Annotated in this window: 15 protein-coding genes and 2 pseudogenes; 7 read left to right on the top strand and 10 right to left on the bottom strand. The window is 60.9% G+C overall.

Translation table 11 applies throughout. The annotated features are described in order from the left end of the window. From ACKVY0_RS17180 to ACKVY0_RS17170, 3 genes and pseudogenes are all read left to right on the top strand, one after another. A pseudogene (locus ACKVY0_RS17180) lies at window positions 1-703 on the top strand (hypothetical protein); the annotation flags it as partial. Between the two features lie 66 nt (window positions 704-769). Beyond that, window positions 770-2,032, top strand: coding sequence for a PAS domain S-box protein (locus ACKVY0_RS17175; protein ID WP_409216054.1), 1,263 nt, complete (start codon window positions 770-772; stop codon window positions 2,030-2,032). Continuing rightward, complete coding sequence (locus tag ACKVY0_RS17170) at window positions 2,026-2,973, top strand: PAS domain S-box protein (RefSeq protein WP_409216053.1); 948 nt, start codon at window positions 2,026-2,028, stop codon at window positions 2,971-2,973. Before ACKVY0_RS17175 ends, ACKVY0_RS17170 begins: the two co-directional genes overlap by 7 nt. Before the next feature lie 6 nt (window positions 2,974-2,979). Here ACKVY0_RS17170 and nadC read toward each other — a convergent pair whose 3' ends face one another. Further along, entirely contained in the window at window positions 2,980-3,816 is an 837-nt protein-coding gene (nadC, locus tag ACKVY0_RS17165) for a carboxylating nicotinate-nucleotide diphosphorylase (protein WP_409216052.1), read from the bottom strand. A 151-nt stretch (window positions 3,817-3,967) separates the two neighbouring features. On the opposite strand from nadC, the gene rplS reads away from it, so the two are divergent. Then, window positions 3,968-4,330: a 50S ribosomal protein L19 gene (rplS, locus tag ACKVY0_RS17160; RefSeq protein WP_409216051.1), complete on the top strand. Its 363-nt coding sequence runs from the start codon at window positions 3,968-3,970 to the stop codon at window positions 4,328-4,330. A gap of 127 nt (window positions 4,331-4,457) precedes the next feature. Here rplS and ACKVY0_RS17155 read toward each other — a convergent pair whose 3' ends face one another. From ACKVY0_RS17155 to rpmH, 6 genes and pseudogenes are all read right to left on the bottom strand, one after another. After that, a complete protein-coding gene (locus ACKVY0_RS17155; protein WP_409216050.1) occupies window positions 4,458-6,098 on the bottom strand; it encodes a PTPDL family protein in 1,641 nt (546 codons plus the stop codon). 131 nt (window positions 6,099-6,229) lie between these two features. Then, window positions 6,230-6,685 carry a protein jag gene (locus ACKVY0_RS17150; RefSeq protein WP_409216049.1) on the bottom strand — a complete coding sequence of 152 codons (456 nt, stop codon included), beginning with the start codon at window positions 6,683-6,685 and terminating at the stop codon, window positions 6,230-6,232. 6 nt (window positions 6,686-6,691) lie between these two features. After that, on the bottom strand, window positions 6,692-8,494 hold the full coding sequence (gene yidC / locus ACKVY0_RS17145) for a membrane protein insertase YidC (RefSeq protein WP_409216048.1): 1,803 nt from the start codon (window positions 8,492-8,494) through the stop codon (window positions 6,692-6,694). Between the two features lie 33 nt (window positions 8,495-8,527). Further along, the gene (gene yidD, locus ACKVY0_RS17140; protein ID WP_409216047.1) at window positions 8,528-8,770 is read right to left on the bottom strand and encodes a membrane protein insertion efficiency factor YidD; all 243 of its coding nucleotides are present in this window, start codon (window positions 8,768-8,770) and stop codon (window positions 8,528-8,530) included. Then, window positions 8,767-9,138, bottom strand: a complete 372-nt coding sequence (gene rnpA / locus ACKVY0_RS17135; protein WP_409216046.1) for a ribonuclease P protein component — start codon at window positions 9,136-9,138, stop codon at window positions 8,767-8,769. The genes yidD and rnpA overlap by 4 nt, the downstream gene beginning before the upstream one ends. Before the next feature lie 78 nt (window positions 9,139-9,216). Then, window positions 9,217-9,351, bottom strand: a pseudogene (rpmH, locus tag ACKVY0_RS17130) (50S ribosomal protein L34); the annotation flags it as partial. A 157-nt stretch (window positions 9,352-9,508) separates the two neighbouring features. Here rpmH and ACKVY0_RS17125 point away from each other — a divergent pair. Beyond that, the gene (locus tag ACKVY0_RS17125; RefSeq protein WP_409216045.1) at window positions 9,509-10,351 is read left to right on the top strand and encodes an alpha/beta hydrolase; all 843 of its coding nucleotides are present in this window, start codon (window positions 9,509-9,511) and stop codon (window positions 10,349-10,351) included. A gap of 4 nt (window positions 10,352-10,355) precedes the next feature. Here the strand turns inward: ACKVY0_RS17125 and ACKVY0_RS17120 are convergent, their stop codons facing one another. From ACKVY0_RS17120 to ACKVY0_RS17110, 3 genes are read right to left on the bottom strand one after another with little or no spacing between them, the layout of a single operon-like run. Continuing rightward, a complete protein-coding gene (locus ACKVY0_RS17120) occupies window positions 10,356-11,789 on the bottom strand; it encodes a sulfatase (protein WP_409216044.1) in 1,434 nt (477 codons plus the stop codon). A gap of 43 nt (window positions 11,790-11,832) precedes the next feature. After that, window positions 11,833-14,631, bottom strand: a complete 2,799-nt coding sequence (glnD, locus tag ACKVY0_RS17115) for a [protein-PII] uridylyltransferase (protein WP_409216043.1) — start codon at window positions 14,629-14,631, stop codon at window positions 11,833-11,835. Window positions 14,632-14,642: 11 nt separating this feature from the next. Beyond that, a complete protein-coding gene (locus tag ACKVY0_RS17110; RefSeq protein WP_409216042.1) occupies window positions 14,643-15,176 on the bottom strand; it encodes an adenine phosphoribosyltransferase in 534 nt (177 codons plus the stop codon). 256 nt (window positions 15,177-15,432) lie between these two features. Between ACKVY0_RS17110 and ACKVY0_RS17105 the strand changes: the two genes are divergently transcribed. Beyond that, window positions 15,433-16,854, top strand: coding sequence for a TonB-dependent receptor (locus ACKVY0_RS17105; RefSeq protein WP_409216041.1), 1,422 nt, complete (start codon window positions 15,433-15,435; stop codon window positions 16,852-16,854). Window positions 16,855-16,901: 47 nt separating this feature from the next. Next, window positions 16,902-17,963: an HD domain-containing protein gene (locus ACKVY0_RS17100; protein ID WP_409216040.1), complete on the top strand. Its 1,062-nt coding sequence runs from the start codon at window positions 16,902-16,904 to the stop codon at window positions 17,961-17,963. The last annotated feature ends 93 nt before the right edge of the window (window positions 17,964-18,056 follow it).

Here is an 18,056-nt window from a genome sequence, read left to right as displayed (position 1 = left end):
CAAGGCGCTGCTGCAGTCGATGCGGGGTGAAATGGCCGCAGGCTTGGGTTCGCTGGAGTTTCATCAGGACACCATCGCAGGAAGAAAGCAGGGTGGCGAGGATGCCGCCAACGCGTTTGCCGCTATGATGGGAGGCATCCTGAAGCCCAGTGCATTTCATCTGCTGCCCGATGGCTTGTATGACCACTGGAAAAGTGTGATCGCGGAGATGGAGCTGCGGTACCTGATCCAGCCATTGAAGCAGGAGGGGATAGCGGGTGCGGTGCGGGAGGGAGATGCACTGGACCATGAGATCACGGCGAAGCAGAACTTCCTGCTGCATGCAGATCACATCATGGCCCGGCTCATGGTTCCCGCCCTGAAGCAGGTCAGTGTGACCGCGTTGCAGGTGCAGGCGCGCACACGTCAGGCCGTGACGGGGCTAGCGCTTGAACGTTTCTTCGGCAAACATGCGAACTATCCCGCAAGGCTCGATGAACTCGTGCCGGAGTTTCTGCCGGCGGTGCTGCTTGATCCATGCGATGGCAAGGCGATGCGCTATCGCACGACGAACGCAGGCCGTTACCTGCTCTGGTCGGTGGCCTTTGATGGCAAGGATGACGCGGGCACGGTGAACGTGACCAAGCCGGAGGATTCCGGTGCGCTGCGAAAGCCCGGTTACCTTGGCGATTGGACCTGGCAGTATGAACCGGCGACGAAGTAACCGGCCCGAATGCTGTAAAACACTGGACAGGGCTGCGGTTTCCTTCTTGAATCGTGCTTTCACCGCATGAAGGCACGCAGGCAACCCAAGACAGGCAGGCACAAGGCAGGTGCGCTAGGCCTGCCTGCCGCCAGCGACCAAGCGGATGTTGAGGCGCTGATCTTCAAGCATGCGGACGTTGTTTTGTTCTGCATCGCCGTTGAGCCGGGAGGAGTGTTTCGATTTGTGGCGGTGAACCGCGCTTTTTTGAAGGCCACGGGTCTGAAACAGAGCAAAGTGGTGGGGAAGCGAGCGCAGGAGGTCATCCCGCAGGCATCTCAAGCAATGGTGCTGAAAAATTACCGGCGCGCAGTGCGCGCAAAGCAACGCGTGACATGGACCGCGTGCAGCTCGTGCGCGATTGGCGCGAAGCATGAGGAAGTTTCGGTGACGCCGATGCTCGATGCCAGAGGCCGGGTGACGCATCTGGCGGGCATGGTGCATGACATCACCGCGCGCGAGCAGACGGAGGAGGCGCTGCGCCTTTCTGAGGGGCGCTATGCGCGCGCCGTACGCGGCACCCACGATGGGGTGTGGGACTGGGACATTGCCACCGGGGAGGACTATTTGTCGCCCCGGTGGAAGGAGCTGCTGGGATTCCGCAAGGACGAGCTGGTGAATCATGTGGACACTTTCTTTTCGCGCATCCACCCCGAGGATCTGGCGCGGGTGCAGGCGGCGGTGCAGGCGCATTTGAAGCGACGCGTGCCCTATGACATCGAACTGCGGCTGCGCATGAAAGCTGGCAGCTACGGCTGGTTCCGTGCCCGCGGCGAGGCGGAACGGGATGCGAAGGGCAAGCCCATACGCATGGCCGGGGCCATCACGGACATCAGCGCCAGCAAACAGACGGAGCAAGCGCTGCGTGAGAGCGAGGAGCGCTACCGCCTGCTGGCGGATCACACGGAGGATTTTGTCGCCCTCAATGACACCGAAGGGAACCGGCTTTACCTGAGTCCTTCCTTCTTCCGCAAGACGGGTTGGACGCCCGAGACGCTGAGGCGCAGCGATTGGCGTACGCGAGTGCATCCAGAGGATCTGGAGAAGGTGGTGCGCACTCGAGATGCCAATCTGAACGGGAAGACCACCACCATCGAGCACCGTACCCGTTGCCGTGACGGTTCCTGGCTCTGGGTGGAGACGCACTGCAAGCCGATCCGTTGCAAAAACGGCAAAGTATGGCGGCTGCTGGTGTCATCCCATGACATCAGCGAGCGCAAGGAGGCGGAAGAACAGTTCAAACGCGAGCAGGGTTCAGTCTGGCACTGGTGGACCACCCCTCCATGCTGATCATGGTCCTGGATGCGAGGGGGCGCATCGTGCATGTGAACGAGACGGCGGCACGGGGTCTAGGCTATCGGCGGGAGGAGTTTGTCGGCCGCACGCCGTGGGAAATGGGGCTGATGGATGCCCAGGAAACCGCACGATCGAAGAAACGCTTTCGCCAGATGATTCACGACGGCGTCCATGCGCCAGTCGAAGTGCGGCTGCGCACCAAACAGGGTGAATGGCGCAACGTGGAGCTGCGCAGCAAGATCACGCCGAACAAGGATGGCACAATTGACCGCGTGATCATGACGGCCACTGACCTGACGGAACGCCTCCGCATGCAGCAGGAGGTGCTGCGCATTTCCGAGCAGGAGCATGCCCGCATCGGCAGTGATCTGCACGATGGCGTGGGGCAGATCATGACCGGAGTCGCCTCGCTGCTCGACGCGCTGGAAAATGACCTGCAAGGCGAGGCCAGACAAAGTGCGGGCCGCATCCGCGAGTTGGTGCAGGAGGCGATCCAGGACGTGCGGCGCATGTCCCACGGCCTATCACCGGCGGCGGTGCGGCATCGTGAGCTGGGCGGTGCGCTGCAACTGCTCGCGGAAACCATTCGCACCAATTTTCGCACGGCATGCGTCTGCCAGACCGCAGGGGACATCCGCATCACCGATCCAGAGAAGCAGATGCATTTGTTCCGCATTGCCCAGGAGGCGGTCAACAATGCGCTGCGTCACGGCAAACCGAAGCAGGTCAAACTGAGTCTGCAACGTCACGGTGAGCATGAATGCGTGCTGAAGATCGAGAACAACGGCCGCAGCATAGCGAAGGACAACAATGGCAGTGACGGCATCGGCCTGCGCGTGATGGATTACCGCGCCAAACTCATCGGCGGCCGATTGCAGGTGCAGAATGGCAGGCGTGGCGGCGTCTGTGTCACCTGCCGGTTTCCTTGCGCGTAATGCGGCTCAAAACAAATCGAGCGCCAGATCGAGCGCACGGGCGGAATGCGTCAATGCGCCGACGGAAATGGCATTCACACCGGTCGCGGCCACGTCTTTGATCGTGTCGAGAGTGATGCCACCGCTGGCTTCGAGCCAGAGTTTGCCTGTGACGAGTTTCACGGCTTCGCGCTGTTGATCCGTGCTCATGTTGTCGAGCAACAGCATGTCCACGCCGTCGAGGGTGAGGAAATCCGCGACCTGCTTCAGTGTGGCGGCTTCGAGCTGGATGCGGACGCCTGGACGCTCGGCGCGCAGCTTGTGAATGGCGGTCTGGAGGGATGGCAGATCGCTGTTGGCCGCAAGGTGGTTGTCTTTGACCATCGCGTGATCGTAGAGGCCCATGCGATGGTTCGTGCCGCCGCCAGCTTTGACGGCGGCTTTTTCGAGCAAGCGCCAGCCAGGGGTGGTCTTGCGCGTGTCCCAAACCTGCACGGGATGCGGTTTGACGGCCTCGACATAGCGTTTCGTCTGCGTGGCGACGCCGCAGAGGCGTTGGAGGAAGTTCAGGGCCGTGCGCTCGGCGGTGAGCAGGGAACGAGTGCTGCCGGCGGCCTTGAGCAGGATGTCGCCGCGCACAAACGGACTGCCATCGGGGATGCAGACCTCGACTTCGAGCGCAGGGTCGATTTCTTTGAAGACGGTGGTGGCGATTTCGGCCCCGGAGACGATTCCTGGCTCACGGGCGACGATTTCGCCCCTGGAACGGCAGTTTTCAGGGATGAAGTAGAGAGAGGTGACATCGCCGGAGCCGACATCTTCGGCGATGGCGGCGCGGATCAGGGCAAAAACGGAGGATTCCATGGGTGGGGGGAGTTTAGGGCACAATCCGGCGGTTTCCAGCCTGGGGGAAAAACAGGTTGCCAAATCAGGTGAACTGTCCATCTTCCCCGCCCCTCGCCCCCGGCCTGACTGATTCACGGCCTGCGCAGCGCGGACACTTTAGGAGCGTGCCATGAGCAAAATCATCGAAAAGATCAATCAAGAGCAGTTGAAGAAGGAAGTCACCACTTTCACCGTGGGTGACAGCGTCAAGGTACACACCCGCGTCGTGGAAGGCGACAAGGAGCGTATCCAGATCTTCGCCGGCATCGTCATTGCCCACAAAGGCTGTGGCATCAACGAGGCCTTCACCGTCCGCAAAATTTCCTATGGCGAAGGCGTGGAGCGTGTGTTCCCGCTGCACAGCCCGAAGGTCGCGAAGGTCGAAGTCACCAAGACTGGCCGCGTGCGTCGTGCCCGCCTGCATTATCTCCGCCAGCGCCAAGGCAAGGATGCCATGTCCGTGAAGGATCAGGCCCAGACTGCTGAAGGCTGAGCCTGAGCGCAGTTTTCTGAGTGTGTGTTTTCAAGACAAAAGGGAGGGCTGTGAGGCCCTCCCTTTTTCTTTGAATGAGTTCAGCAAACGGGAGCGGGCTGATCCCAGCTCGCTCCCGGGCCAATCATTACTTCTTCTTTTTGCTGCCGCCTCCCAGCATGGTGAGTAACAGCACAAGGACGACCACGCCAATGCCGATGAGGATCATATTGGTGGTGCTCATGCCGCCTTCTTCCTCCACGGGTGCAGCAGGCATGGGAGCGGCGGGAACAGGCTGCGGCGGCTGGGCATAAGCCCCAGGTTGTTGCGGCTGAGCATAGACTCCAGGCTGCTGTTGAGGTGGATAACCTGCGGGGACGGTTCCAGGTGCAACCGCAGCGCCTGGCTGGACCGGAACCGGATAACCTGCGGCTGGTAGTACCGGCGTGGTTCCAGGTACTGGAGCCGGTGTCACAGTTCCGGGCACAGGCGCGGTTCCGGGAACCGGGGCGGTCCCGGCCGGTGCTACGGGGGCGCCGCCACCGGCTGCCGCAAGAGCGGCGGCCATTCTGGCATCCTCACCAGGAGCCCCGGTGCCGCCGATGGCACTGGATCCCCCGGCGGCGCCAGGGGCACCAGGCTGCGTCTGCGGTTGTGCTGCCTGCGCGGCAAGCAGTTGCTGGGCGTAGGCATAGCGTGCGCGGTAGGCTTGGAACACGGACTGATAGAACTGCTTGCTGGTGGTGTCCGCATTGGCGGCGGCGGTTTCGCCCTCCATGATGGCGTCGCCCATGTTTTTCAGCTCTGCGGCATCCTTGCCCGCTTTGAGATCCGCCCGCATGAGGCGTGCGATGGCCTCATTGACTTTAGTGATGACGGCGATATCGACCTCCTTCAGGCGATTTTTTTCGGTGATGATGTTCTGGGACAGCGACTTCAAGCTCGGCAGATCGTACTTGAAGGGGGTGTACCACTTGCTGGATTTGCGCTCCAGATCGTAGGTGGTCTTCCAGAGTTCTTTTTCACGCGCAATGGCATCCTTCATCCGCGTGAGATCCGGCTCGATGAGTTTCTTAATGTTGTCATCACGCATCTTCTGCAAGGTCGGCTGGTCTTTGATCATCTGCTCGATCTGCGCCTCGTATTTGGTCAGAATGGCGAGGGCTTCCTCGATCGCCTTGGGATAATAGATGGAGGCGCTGTTGCCGCTGCGTGGATCGGAGAGCTTGTCGAATTCCTTGAGCGCTCCGGAGTAGTCTTTTGCCTCTGCTTTGTCCATGACGGCAGCGCGCAGAGCATAGGCCTTGATGTTGAGGCTTTCCGCTTTGGCTTCGTCCGGGCTGAGCCAACGGCCTTCCAGCTTTGCGCCGCCAGAGACAACTTTTTCCTTTTCCTCCTGGATCTCAGTGACCATTTTTTCGACCTCGGCGGCCTCCTTGGTGCCGGGATAACGGTTCACAAAGGGGCGCAGGCGGTCCTGGATGAGCTGCTCGTATTTCTCCGCCGACAAGAGGTCCGGCGTCGGGAGCTGTTTTTTCAACTCAATGAACTCTACTTCTTCCGGCTTCTGTTTGATGATGCCGCCCTCGGCGATCTCGGTGCGGAGGATGTCCTTCTCATCCCAGATCTTCGGCGTCAGGTGGTATCGCATGCGGATTGCCGTCGGCGTTTCTGACAGGATGTTGCCTTCCAGCTTCTTGCCGTCCTTGAGGGTCACAATGTCGGCATACAAAAATCCAGGGCTGCACAGCAGCGCACAGAGGGCAGGTCGGAAACGGCTCAATTTCATGGGTGGTGCGGGTTGGATGGGGGTGTCAGAGAAATGTACGCGGGTGGAAATGCGCGGGTATTGAGAAATAACTCAAAACCACGCCACGAGTAAAGAACGAACCTGATTTTCCTCCAGTCCAGGGGGCAGTCTCACTTCGTGCGGCGCTTGAGCACGATGCGCTTGAAGCGGGCATTGCCGTCCAGGCTCACACTCATCACCTCGGGGTCGTTGACGAAGACGTTGTGGATCAGGCGGCGGTAGTAGCTGTTCATCGGCGGCAGATCGGCGTTCTGGCCGGTGGCACGCACACGATCGCCCAGTTCCTTCGCCCGGGCGACCATCTTGTCCTCGCGCATGGAACGGTAGAACTCCACATCGACGCGGATGCGCGGGGCGTCCTTAATGTGGCGCTGGAGGATACGGTTCACGAGGTACTGGATGTCCTCCAGCGTCTCGCCACGACGGCCGATCAGGGCGTCCGAATCATCCGTGAGCAGTTGCAGCGTCGGACCGTCCGGACCGTTGTCCTCCTCGATTTGAACCACGAAGCCCAGGTAACCGAGCATCGCGTCGAGAATATGGCGTGCGTGTTCGAGGGGCGGCATGATCGTCTAACCTCCAAGACGGGGTGGTTTAGGGCCTTTCTTCTTGTCCTGCTTGTTGCCGAGAGGATTAAAGAACGGATTCTGCGGCGGCGGGCCTTTTGGCACCGGCTTCTGCGTCACTTTTTCCAGCGTCGGCTCCGGCATGTAAAGCTTCATGACCCGGGTCTGGAAGATGCTGAAAATGTTCTGCGTGGACCAGTACAGCGCCAGTGCGGCAGCGAAGTCGTAGCTGAACCACAGGAAGAACAGCGGCATGAACATGAAAATGCGCTGCTGCGTCTTGTCCACGGTCTGCGGCTGCGGCGTCAGCTTCATCTGCGCCACCATCGTCAGGCCCATGATGAGCGGCAGCGGGTTGATGTTGAAGCCAAGCAACTGCCCCTGCGTATCGGCGGCGGCCAAATCCTTCACCCACCAAAACGACTGGCCGCGCAGCTCAGCAGCCACTTCCAGCACGCTGTACAAGCCGATGAAGATCGGGAACTGCAAAAACAGCGGCAGGCAGCCGCCCAGCGGATTGACGCCATACTCCTTGTAGAGCTTCATCACCTCCATCTGCTGCTGCTGCGGGTTGTCCTTGTACTTCTCTTGCAGCTCCTTCATCTTCGGCCCCAGCAAGCCCATGCGCTTCATCGTCATGGTGGACTTCGCATGGATCGGCCAGAGGCAGAGCCGTACAAAAATCGTCAGCAAAATGACCGCGAGACCCCAACTGCCGCTGATGCTGTGCATCCAGCGCATGACCTTGGACAGTGCGATGCTGACGATCTTGAAATAGCCGTAAAACATCGCGTAGCTGCGCTGGTGGCCGATGCGGCTCAGGCGGTCATACTCCTTCGGTCCGAGGTAAATTTGATAATGTTCGCTGTGCGCGGCACCAGGGGCCAGATCGACCGTCGGCAGGCCCAGCGCGGCATCAAAGGCGTGGTCTTGGATGTCAGCCTTGCCAGCGTTCGCTGCATCAATCGGCTGCGCCAAGGTGCGACGCGACGACCAGAATTTCCCCGGCGCATCCTTGGCGTCCATCCGCGTGATGATGTGGGTGTAAAAGCGGCCCATTACCCCGGCAAAGCGCAGCGCATCGAATGATTTTCTGAACTCGGTCGGAGCGTCGCTGAAAAACCCTTTGTTGAAGAATCCCGACAATTCGTACTCCGCATCGCCAGCGTTGTTCCAGAAGAAGCCGTCGTAGCGTGCGTCATCGTGCTTCATCGCGCTCGAAGCACCCGCATAGAGATAATATTCCTCGGAGCGATGCTGCGCCGTGCCGGTGTTCTTCAGCGTGAGCGTGAGATCGATCAGATGCTCGTCGCCCTCGCTGCCTTCGGTCAGCGTGTAGGCCTTCGTCACCACGATGCCTTCGGCGCTGGTGCCTTCAAAAGTGGCGCTCTTGTCGCTCTTTGCCGTCAGCTTGTAGGCGATCGCATCCAGCCCCGCCGGTTCGCGCCGCAGCGCCCCGATCGGTTCAAGGGCGTTCTTGTTCAATGTGACCTGATCCGTGCCCGCCAAAACTGCACGCGCGATACCACCGCCCTTGGAGGTCAGTTCAAACGTGACGCTGCCGGTCGTGAGCGAGTGCGTTTCCTCCGGCACCGTCGGTACCGCAGGCGTTGCTGGTGCTGTGACGGCTGGAGTTGCCGCTGTCGCAGTTGGAGCCACGGGCGTTTCTGCCGGCTTCTTGGCAGCTTCCTCAATCTTTTTGCGATCCGCCGCGTCCTTGGCGATCCTGGCATTTTCCTGCATGTAGTGCCAGTTCACCCCCATGAGGATGACGCACAGCGTCACGATGATCCAACTTTTACGGTCCATGAAATTGAGAGAGGGTTCGGGAGATTTTAAAGTTCAGTTGAGTTCACGCGGTGGCACCGGATCATGCCCATGACCGCCCCAAGGGTGGCAGCGGCAGATGCGGCACAGGCCCAGCCAGCTGCCGCGCAGTGCGCCGTGGGTTTCCACCGCCTGGAGAAAATACGCCGAGCAGGTCGGTGTGTAGCGACATCCCGAGCCAGGGCCACCAAAGGCATGAATGACGGGAGAAATGAAAACTTGGTAGCCACGGATGAAAATTCGGATGAGCCATTTCATGAGGCGGGGACGACGGGAGCAGACTGTTGCAGCAGATTCATGCGCCTCGCCAGCCGCAGCCAGTCTTTTTCCAACTCCACCAGCGTGGCCTGCGGCGCACGCCAGCGGGCGATGATCACCATCTGCCAGCCGGGAGCGATTTCCGCGCGATGAGCACGAACAATCTCACGCAGGAGGCGGCGAATGCGGTTCCGCACCACGGCATTGCCCAGTTTACCCCCGGTGATGAGGCCAAACTGGAACTCCGCCAGTGCTTCTACCCGCAACGCACCCACCACCAGAAATTTTCCGGCCTGGCTGCTGCCCTGCGCCTTCACCCGCGCGAAATCGCACGCGAGCTTCATCCGCAGGTTGGAAGGCAGGCGCATGGAGGAGGGAGCGCCGCAGCAGGTTTAGGTGTGCTGCTGGGTGTGGCGCTTGAAGTGAATTTCCACGCCCTTCGGCAGGAGGCGCTTGCGACCGGCACGGCGGCGGCGGGCCAGAATGTCGCGGCCATTGGCGGTCTTCGAGCGGGCGCGGAAGCCAAACTGCTGCTTGCGCGTGCGCTTGGAGGGTTGGTAGGTCCTGAATGTCTTGGGCATGGGCGTATGGGGTGGTGAAAGGCGGAATGAAGGCTCAGACCGGACAAATCACGGCCTCCCCTCGAAAAGGGGGCGCGAAACTAGCGGGAGCCGCCCATTTGTCAATCAGGTGATCAAATCGAGCCAAGTTCGCCCGTTTCATCGTTACTCATCGCCCATGAAACCCATCCTTCTCATCGCTCTCATTCTTCCCATCCTCGCGCACGCAGACACCCCCGCCGCCCTCCCGCTATGGGAAAAAGGCGCTCCAGGTTCCGAATCCCGCGCCACCGAGCCAGAAAAAACCGAAGGCAGCAACGTCATCAACATTCACAACCCCAGCATCACCCCCTTCGTCCCCGCTGCCGACAAATCCAGCGGCACCGCCGTCATCATCTGCCCCGGCGGCGGCCACTCGAAGCTTTGCCTCGGCCACGAAGGCTACGCCCTCGCCGAATGGTTCCGCGACCACGGCATCGCCGCCTTCGTGCTCAAATACCGCCTCGCCCGCGAAACAGGCAGCACCTACACCATTCAAGACCACGCCATGGCCGACGCACGCCGTGCCATCCGCACCGTCCGCAACCGCGCTGCCGAATGGCACCTTAAAACCGACCGCATCGGCATCCTCGGCTTCTCCGCCGGGGGCGAACTGGCCGCCTTCGCCGCCATGAAGAACGATCCCGGCCAAAAAGACGCCGCCGATCCTATCGAACGGCAGTCCAGCCGCCCCGACTTCCAAGCCCTCATCTACCCCGGCACCTCCGGCCTCTTCAATGCCGAAAAAGGCATGCCCCCGCTCTTCATCGCCTGCGGCTACAGCGACCGCCCCGACATCGCCGAAGGCATGGCCACCCTCTACCTCAAATACAAAGCCGCCGGCGTGAAAGCCGAACTCCACATCTACGCTAACGCCGGTCACGGCTTCGGCTACAAACCCGACGCCAAGCCCAGCGCCGCCGCGAAGTGGCCTGACCGCTTCACCGAGTGGCTGACGGACAGCGGTTTGCTGGGCAAATGATGGATCACTCCTTCGCCTTCTTCTTCCGCTTGTCCTTCTTCTGCTCCTTGCGGCTTTCATCGCCGTTCCAGCGCTCATCTTCCCAGCGTGGGGGCTGCATGGTAGCGTTCCACTGGTCGAAGAGTTGCTGCAAGGCCTTGGCTTTCTCCGGCTCCTTCGCAGTGAGGTCGGTTTGTTCGCCGGGGTCGGTGGCGAGGTTGACGAGCATGGGCTGCATGGCCTTGGAGGCTTTCACGAGCTTCCAATCGCCCTGACGCACGGCGTGCTGCACGCCGAAGCGGAAGTAGAGTTCGCGTGGCGCGAGTTGGTCGGTTTTACCTTCGAGCAAGGGCAGCAGGTTCACGCCGTCGAGTACAGTAGCCATCTCGCTCCTGCGAGATGAGCTGGGGGCTTCGTTGGCGGGCAAAGTTTTCGATGATTCGGGAGTGTGGCCGGGTTTCACCGCGCTGGGCTCATCTCGCGGAGCGAGATGGCTACTTTGCGCCGCCGCGAGTGCGGTGGGCAGCACATCGAGCTGGATCACGGGTTCGTTGCTCACGCGACCGGCGGGAATGCGGCCTTTCCAGGCGGCGAGCCATGACACGCGGATGCCGCCTTCCCACACGAACCATTTGTGGCCGCGCAGGCCGCCCATCTCGGCATTTTGATAGGCACCACCGTTGTCGCTGAGGAGAAAGATGAGCGTGTTTTCCTCCTGCTTCAGTTCGCGCAGCTTCATCATCACGGTGCCGATGGCTTCATCGGCCTCGGCAGCGAGTGCGGCATACGGCGCGTCGCGTTTTGGCAGGTCTTTGAATTTCTCCAGCCATTTTTCCGACGCGACGTGTGGTGAATGCACGGCGTTGAAGGAGAGATACAGGAACCACGGCTTGTCGCGGTTCGCGTCGATAAACTTCACCGATTCAGCCGCATAAACCGGCGAAGTCACCGGCGCACCGGGCAGTTCCTGCTGCAGTTCCTTGCCACGATAGAACGACGGCCCTTTGCCTTCGCCGAGATTGCCCACGGTGCCCATCGCGAAGTCAAAACCACGCGCTGGCGGCATGAACTCCGCGCTGGTGTCGCCCAAGTGCCATTTGCCGACGATGCCGGTGGTGTAGCCCGCCGTTTTGAGATGCTGCGCCATTGTGGTCTCGCTCAGCAGCAGTTCACGGCCTGCTTTCGTCGGATTCGCATCATGGCCGGTGCGTGCTTGATAGCGCCCCGTCATCAAGCCCACGCGTCCGGGCGAACACACACAGCCAGAGGAGTAGCCGTTGGTGAAACGCACACCGCCTGCGGCCAGCGCATCCATGTTCGGCGTCGGGGCCATCTTGCCGCCGTAGGCTCCAGGCTGCGCCCAGCCCATGTCATCGAGATAAAAGATGAGGATGTTCGGCCTCGTGGCCTCCGCACGAACGGATGAAGCAAAGACAAGCAGCAGTACGATGGATTTCATGTGCGCCATCCGAACGTGACCGCACTGCGATTATATCAGCCGATCACGCCGCCGCAGAACGCAGGCGCAGATGCACCGCTTCATTCACGGCGTCTGCCAGTGCATCCAAATCCTCACGCTTGGTCAGCTTGTGGTTGTTCTCGTCCTGCACGTAGATGGCGTCGATGGCGACACCTTTTTCCGTGCTGATGCGCGCATGGGTGACGTTGTGGCCCAGCCGGCCGATGGCCATGAAGATGTCGTAGAGCAAGCCGAGTCGGTCCACGAGCTGGAGTTCCAGCACGGTCTGATCCGGCGAGAGATGATTGTTCAAGTAGATGCGCTGCGGGATTTCATCGCCGATCTCATCGAGCATGGTGATGGACTTGCCGAGTTTCTGCGCGATGGCGGCGCTGAAATCAAACTGCGGGCCGCTGAAGGCCTTGCGCACTGACTCTTCGACACGGTTGCGTGCGCTTTTCGTGGAGACGGCCGCGAAGTTCGTGTTGCACACGCGGAAGATGTCCAGCACGAGGTCGTCGCCGCGCCGGTAGAGGTCGGCGCTGAGAATGTTGATGCTTTCTGCCGCGAGTGCGCCGGACAGGCGTGCAAGCAGCAGGTGGCGGTCCCAGCAGACGACCGTCAACTCGCTGTAACCTTGATCGACGTGGTCCTGCCACGTCATCATCGGCAGTAGTCCGGCATCGGCTTCTGCTTCGACCAGTTGCACGAAGAACTGCCGGAACTGCTTCAGATGCGCGACGATGACCTCCGCCTCGCGGAAATTGAAATAGGACGGCGGCATGTGGCGGAAGTGCGCCTCCACTTCCGCCTCAAATCCAGCGCCAAGACGGCGCGTTACGCCGCTGCGCAGCTCATCCAGCGGCACCTGCACCTGGCGCATGTAGTCCGCCGGGGCATTCATGAAGCGCAGCGTGTTGTGGTAGAGCTGACGGATCGAGGCTTCCTTGTAGCCGGACCAGCTCTTGTCGCTCGTGCCCTTTGAGTCGGCGTAGGTCATGAGCAGCAGCGTGTCGAGATTCTCCTTCGTGCGCACGATGGCGGCGAATTCTTCGATCACCTGCGGGTCTTCCAGGCTCTTCGTCGTCGCTGTGCGATACATCAGCAGATGGTTATCGACGAGAAAGAGCAGCAGCTTCCGCAGTTCGCCTTTGACCTGCAAACGCCGGCACACGGCGGCGGCCAGCGTCGTGCTTTCATCCGTGTGCGTCTTCTTGTTCGCCGCCCGGCCGGCATCATGCAGCAGCAGCGCGAGGTAGAGCACATACGGCTGCTGCAGGTCGTGAAACAACTGCTGGAACAGCTCGGTGCCTTTGAGCGTGGGATCGCTCAGCTCGTCGAGCTTGTCGATGGTGCGCAGCGTGTGCTCGTCCGCCGTGTAGAGGTGGAAAAACTCATGCTGCACGAGATTGGTGAGCGCCCCGAACTCCGGCATGAAACGCCCGAGGAAACCGACGCGGTGCATCTGCCGCAGCGTGCGTGCCGCATCGCCCTTGTTCGCCAGAATCGCCTCGAAGGTCGCGCGGTTGGCCTTGCTGTAGCGGAAGCTCGTGTCCACGAGACGGAAGTTGTCCTGAATGAGCTGGAACAAATCCGGGCTGAGGCGCAGATGCCGCTTCTGCGTGTGCAAAAACAACCGCATCAGGCGCTCAGGGTCGTCTTTGAAGATCGTCGGGCCTTCCGCATACAGCCGCTCATGCTTGCGGATGAAGCCGTCGAAGCGTTCCTGCTGCTTCTCCGCACTTTTGCGCGCTAGAAAGCCGATGAGCCGGCTTTTCTTCGTGCCGGTCTCCAGCGCCTGGAGATGGAAGCGGTCCATCACCTCGCTGCTGCGCTGCAAAATGTCGCGGGTGGCCGTGTAGTAGTCATGCATCAGCGCCTCGATGCGGCGCAGCAGCGTTTTATGCCGGTAGCCGAGGTTCGTGGCCACCGGCCCCTGCAACCGCAGCGTCAGCAGATCCTCTGCACGCTTCTCCGTGTAGTGCATCTCATTGCGCACCCGCAGGATGAAGTCGTAACCCTGCTCTACCTCCTTCCAGCCCGCTTTCGAGATCAAACCCATGCCGACGAGATCTTTCGGGTTTAGCGTGCGGTATTTCGCATACGTCATCCAGATCAGGTTCTGAAAGTCGCGCAGGCCGCCGCAGCCGTTCTTTACATTCGGCTCCTGCACAAAGGGCGTGGTGCCCTGCTTCGCATGACGCGTGTTCAGATCGATCTGGCGCAGCTTGAGAAACTCCTCCTCGCGGCCGTCCATGCACTCCTTGTCAAACCGGCTGCGGAATTCATCGAACGCCGCCGGTTGACCGGCGATGAGCCGCGCCTCCATCAGCGCAGTCTTTGTTTCGATGTTCTCATTCGCCAACGCGAGGCATTCACCCACGCTGCGTGAACCGTGGCCGACCTTGAACTTCAAATCGTAGAAGAACAGCAGGTAGCTGGAGATCAGCTTCGCCACCTCGGTGGAAACCTTGCCGCTGTTGCCGGGAAACATGAAGGTGAGATCGACATCGCTGCCCGGACTCATCACCCGGCGGCCATAACCGCCGTGCGCGACCACGCTCACGTTCAGTTTGGCACGCACGTCGGGCGGCAGCGCCGCCACGCTTTCCGCCCACAGCACGCGCACGAGATGGTCGGTCACATCCGAGCGCATGCGGCAGATCTCCACGCCGCAGAAACTCCCTGTGCGATGCCGCTGCTTGATGCGCTGCTCCTTGAGCTTCAGAAACGCCTTGGCTTGGCGCAGCGTTTCGGCACGGCCATGCGGCAGCTTGTCTTCATCAGGAAAAAATTTCTGCGCGATCTTATGGAGATGCCGCAGGTACTCGCGTTCCGTCATCGCAGATGGGTTTAGTAAGTGACGAGGGCGTGGACCGGGCCGGAGGCAGCGACTCTTTCACGACCACCGAGGAACGCCAGCTCAATGAAAAAGGTGCTGCCCAGCACTTTCGCGCCCGCTTGCTCAATCAGATGCAACGCCGCTGCCGCCGTGCCGCCAGTGGCGAGTAGATCGTCCGCCAGCAGCACCGTTTCACCCGGTGCGATGGCATCCAGGTGCATCTCGACCGAGTTCGTGCCGTATTCGAGCGCATAGTCAATGCCGCGTGTCTGCCACGGCAGTTTGCCTTTCTTGCGCACCGGAATGAAGCCCGCGCCGAGGCGTGCCGCAATCAGCGCCCCGAAAATAAAGCCGCGGGCGTCGATGCCCACGACCTTGTCCACCTGGGTGATGCCCGTGGCCTCGATCATGCCATCAATGGTCTGCGCCAGCAGTGTCGGGCAGGCCAGCACGGGCGTGATGTCTTTGAACAAGATACCCGGATTGGGAAAATCAGGCACGTCACGGATCGTGCTGCGGATGCGGTCGAGAATGTCAGGAGCCATGGCCCCCGATCATGGAGGAGATGCGGGGATGCGCAAGCGTCATGCGCCAGCATGAATCGTCCCCATCCTCGATTCGAGCGCACCGCAGTGCTCGGATCAATGCGTGGCTGCATAAGTCCAGTTGCGGCGTCATCAACCAAGGCCTGACCGTCAGCATCGAAGGCGTTGAGCGCCGCCATCAGGCGCTCCTCTTGCGCGCGCATGCGCACACACCATTCATTGCATCACTGCGCGACGCTGCCATCTTCGACGCGCCATGCCATTTTTGCCTGAAGACCGCCCCGGTACGCTTGAGAAAGCGCTCAAGATCAATCTCGCCCACACCATCTACGGCACCTTCGCCGAGATCGGCGCCGGGCAGGAGATCGCAAACTGGTTTTTCCGCGCTGGCGGCGCTTCCGGCACCGTCGCCAAGACCATGTCCGCCTACGACATGATCATCAGCGACGAGATCTACGGCAAATGCAGTCGCTACGTCTCACGCCAGCGCATGTGTGACATGCTGGGGCACGAATACCCGATGCTCATCCAGCGGCTGAACGCCAAACGCGGCACTAGCACGACCTTCTTCACGCTTGCCGACACGGTGCGGGCGAAATCGTATCGCGACACCAAGGAGGAATGCCACGGCTGGCTCGGTCTGCGCTTTCAAGCCGAACCCTGCGGCCCCAGCAACGACATCCAACTGCATGTGCGGCTCCTGGATGACTCGAATGCGCGTCAGTCCGATGCCCTCGGCATCCTCGGCGTGAACCTGCTCTACGCCGCCTTCCAACTCCGCGATGATCTGCCCGCCTTCCTGCACAGCCTGCTCGATGATCTCACCCGCAAACGCGTCGAGATCGACATGATCGACTTCAGTGGCCCCGCTTTCGCCGCTTCTGAGTTTCAGGACCGTCTGGTCGCCCTGAAACTCGTGCGCCTCGGTCTCGCCGATGCCGCGCTCTTCGGCGCAGATGGTGAAATTTGGCAGGCCGCCGATGTGCTCTACAAAAAACCCGTCTTCCTCAAGCGCGGCAGCTTCGATCCCATCACCCGGCTCAATCTCGACATGATCGCGCGCGGTCAGGCCGCGTTTCAGGCCGACTTCGGCGATGAGGCACGCGACAACATCGAGATCCTCGAGATTACCATGCACAACCTCCTCGCCAGCGGTGCCGAAGTGCCGGACAGCGAGTTCCTTGCGCGCGCGGACATTCTCCAGGCGCTCGGCAAAAACGTGCTCATCTCGCGCTATCCCGAGTTCCACCGCGTCAGCAGCTACCTCGCCCGCCACACACAATGCCCCATCGGCATCGTGCTCGGCCTGCCGTTGTTCCAGGAGCTATTCAACGAACGCTGGAGTGCCGACCTCGAAGGCGGTCTGCTCGAAGCCTTCGGCCGCCTCTTCAAAAACCAGGTGCGTGTTTATGTTTATCCCATGGGTGATCCGATGACCGGCCAGATCCTCAGTGTGAATGACGCCCGCGTCACCTCCGAGCAGAAGCATCTCCTGCGCTACCTCATCGAAACCAACTGCGTGCGTGCGCTGGAGGAGCCAAATCAGGACTTCCTCTTCCACACCAGCGCCGAAGTCCGCAACATGATCCACGCCCGCGATCCGCAGTGGCAGTCCCTCGTCCCCGACATCGTCCTCCAGCAAGGCCCGTGGAAGGAGATCGCCACACCCGCGATGTAACGGCTTCGTTCTTGACGTTTTGTGCCTCCTGCGGCCATGCTGGCGGCATGGAAGACACCCTCGCCAGCGATCTCGATCTGATCTCGATCACACAACTGCGGCAGGTCGCGAATCAAACGCCGCAGCCGTATCGGCTGCACTTGCAGGTCGAATCGCGCATCGAGAAAGCCACGAGTTCCGGCAGCCCGTTTTTCGAGGTGAAACTCGTCGATGCGGGTGATTCGTTCGTCTGGCGTGTCTTTGATAACAACCCGCTGTTTCAAGACGCCGCCAAACTCACGCGCAACACCTTCATCCAGCTCGCCGGGCAATGGGTGGACGGCAAATACGGCCTGGAACCGCGTCAGGTGCAGATGCGGCTGCTTTCCGAGGGCGAAACGAGCACCCTTCTGCTCGGCGATCCCGACCTCGCCACACGGCAGCAGGCCGATTACGCCGACATCGTGGCCTTTATCGAGTCGATTCGCGATCCACGGCTGCTGAAACTCTGTTCCGCCTTCCTGGAACGTCATGGCGAACGTTTTCGCCGCACCGGTGCCGCGCGTCGCAATCATCACGCGCGTCGTGGCGGCCTCGTGGAGCATGTGGCGCAGATGATGCGCTGCGCGCTGGCGATTGCCGGCGTGTATCCGCATCTGAATCGGGATTTGATGATCGCCGGCGTCCTGTTTCATGACTGCGGCAAGCTGTGGGAGAATGCGTATGCCGAATCCGGCTTCACCATGCCCTACAACCTCACCGCCGAGATGCTGGGCCACATTCCGCTCGGTCTGGAGCTGGTGAACAAGATGTGGCGTGACATGCTGGACACGCCAGCGGCGGCGGCCTGGACCTTGCTCGAACCCGCCTCCGAGACTGTGCGCCTGCACCTGCTGCATCTCATCGCCGCGCATCACGGCACGTATGAATTCGGCTCTCCCGTGCTGCCGAAGACGCCGGAGGCCATTGCGCTGCATCACGTCGATAACATCGACGCCAAGCTCGAAATGTTCCGCCGCGCTTATGAAACCGGCAAAGAACTCGCTCCCGGCATCATCGAGAAGTTTTTGCCGTGGCCGGTGAACATCGTGGCACCGCTGCCGTCGGTGAATCTGCCAAGGGCAGAGTGACTCAGCCGTAACCATGCAGTTGGGTTTGCGCTGAGCGCGGCAGCGTCCTGGAGTGCTCCAGCCCTCTGGAGCTTTCCGCAGGCCCGGGAGATC

The organism is Prosthecobacter sp., assembly GCF_046154365.1.
Taxonomy (GTDB): Bacteria; Verrucomicrobiota; Verrucomicrobiia; order Verrucomicrobiales; family Verrucomicrobiaceae; genus Prosthecobacter.
Note: the sequence above shows the minus strand (reverse complement) of the source record. Positions and strands in the feature narration are given on the sequence as shown.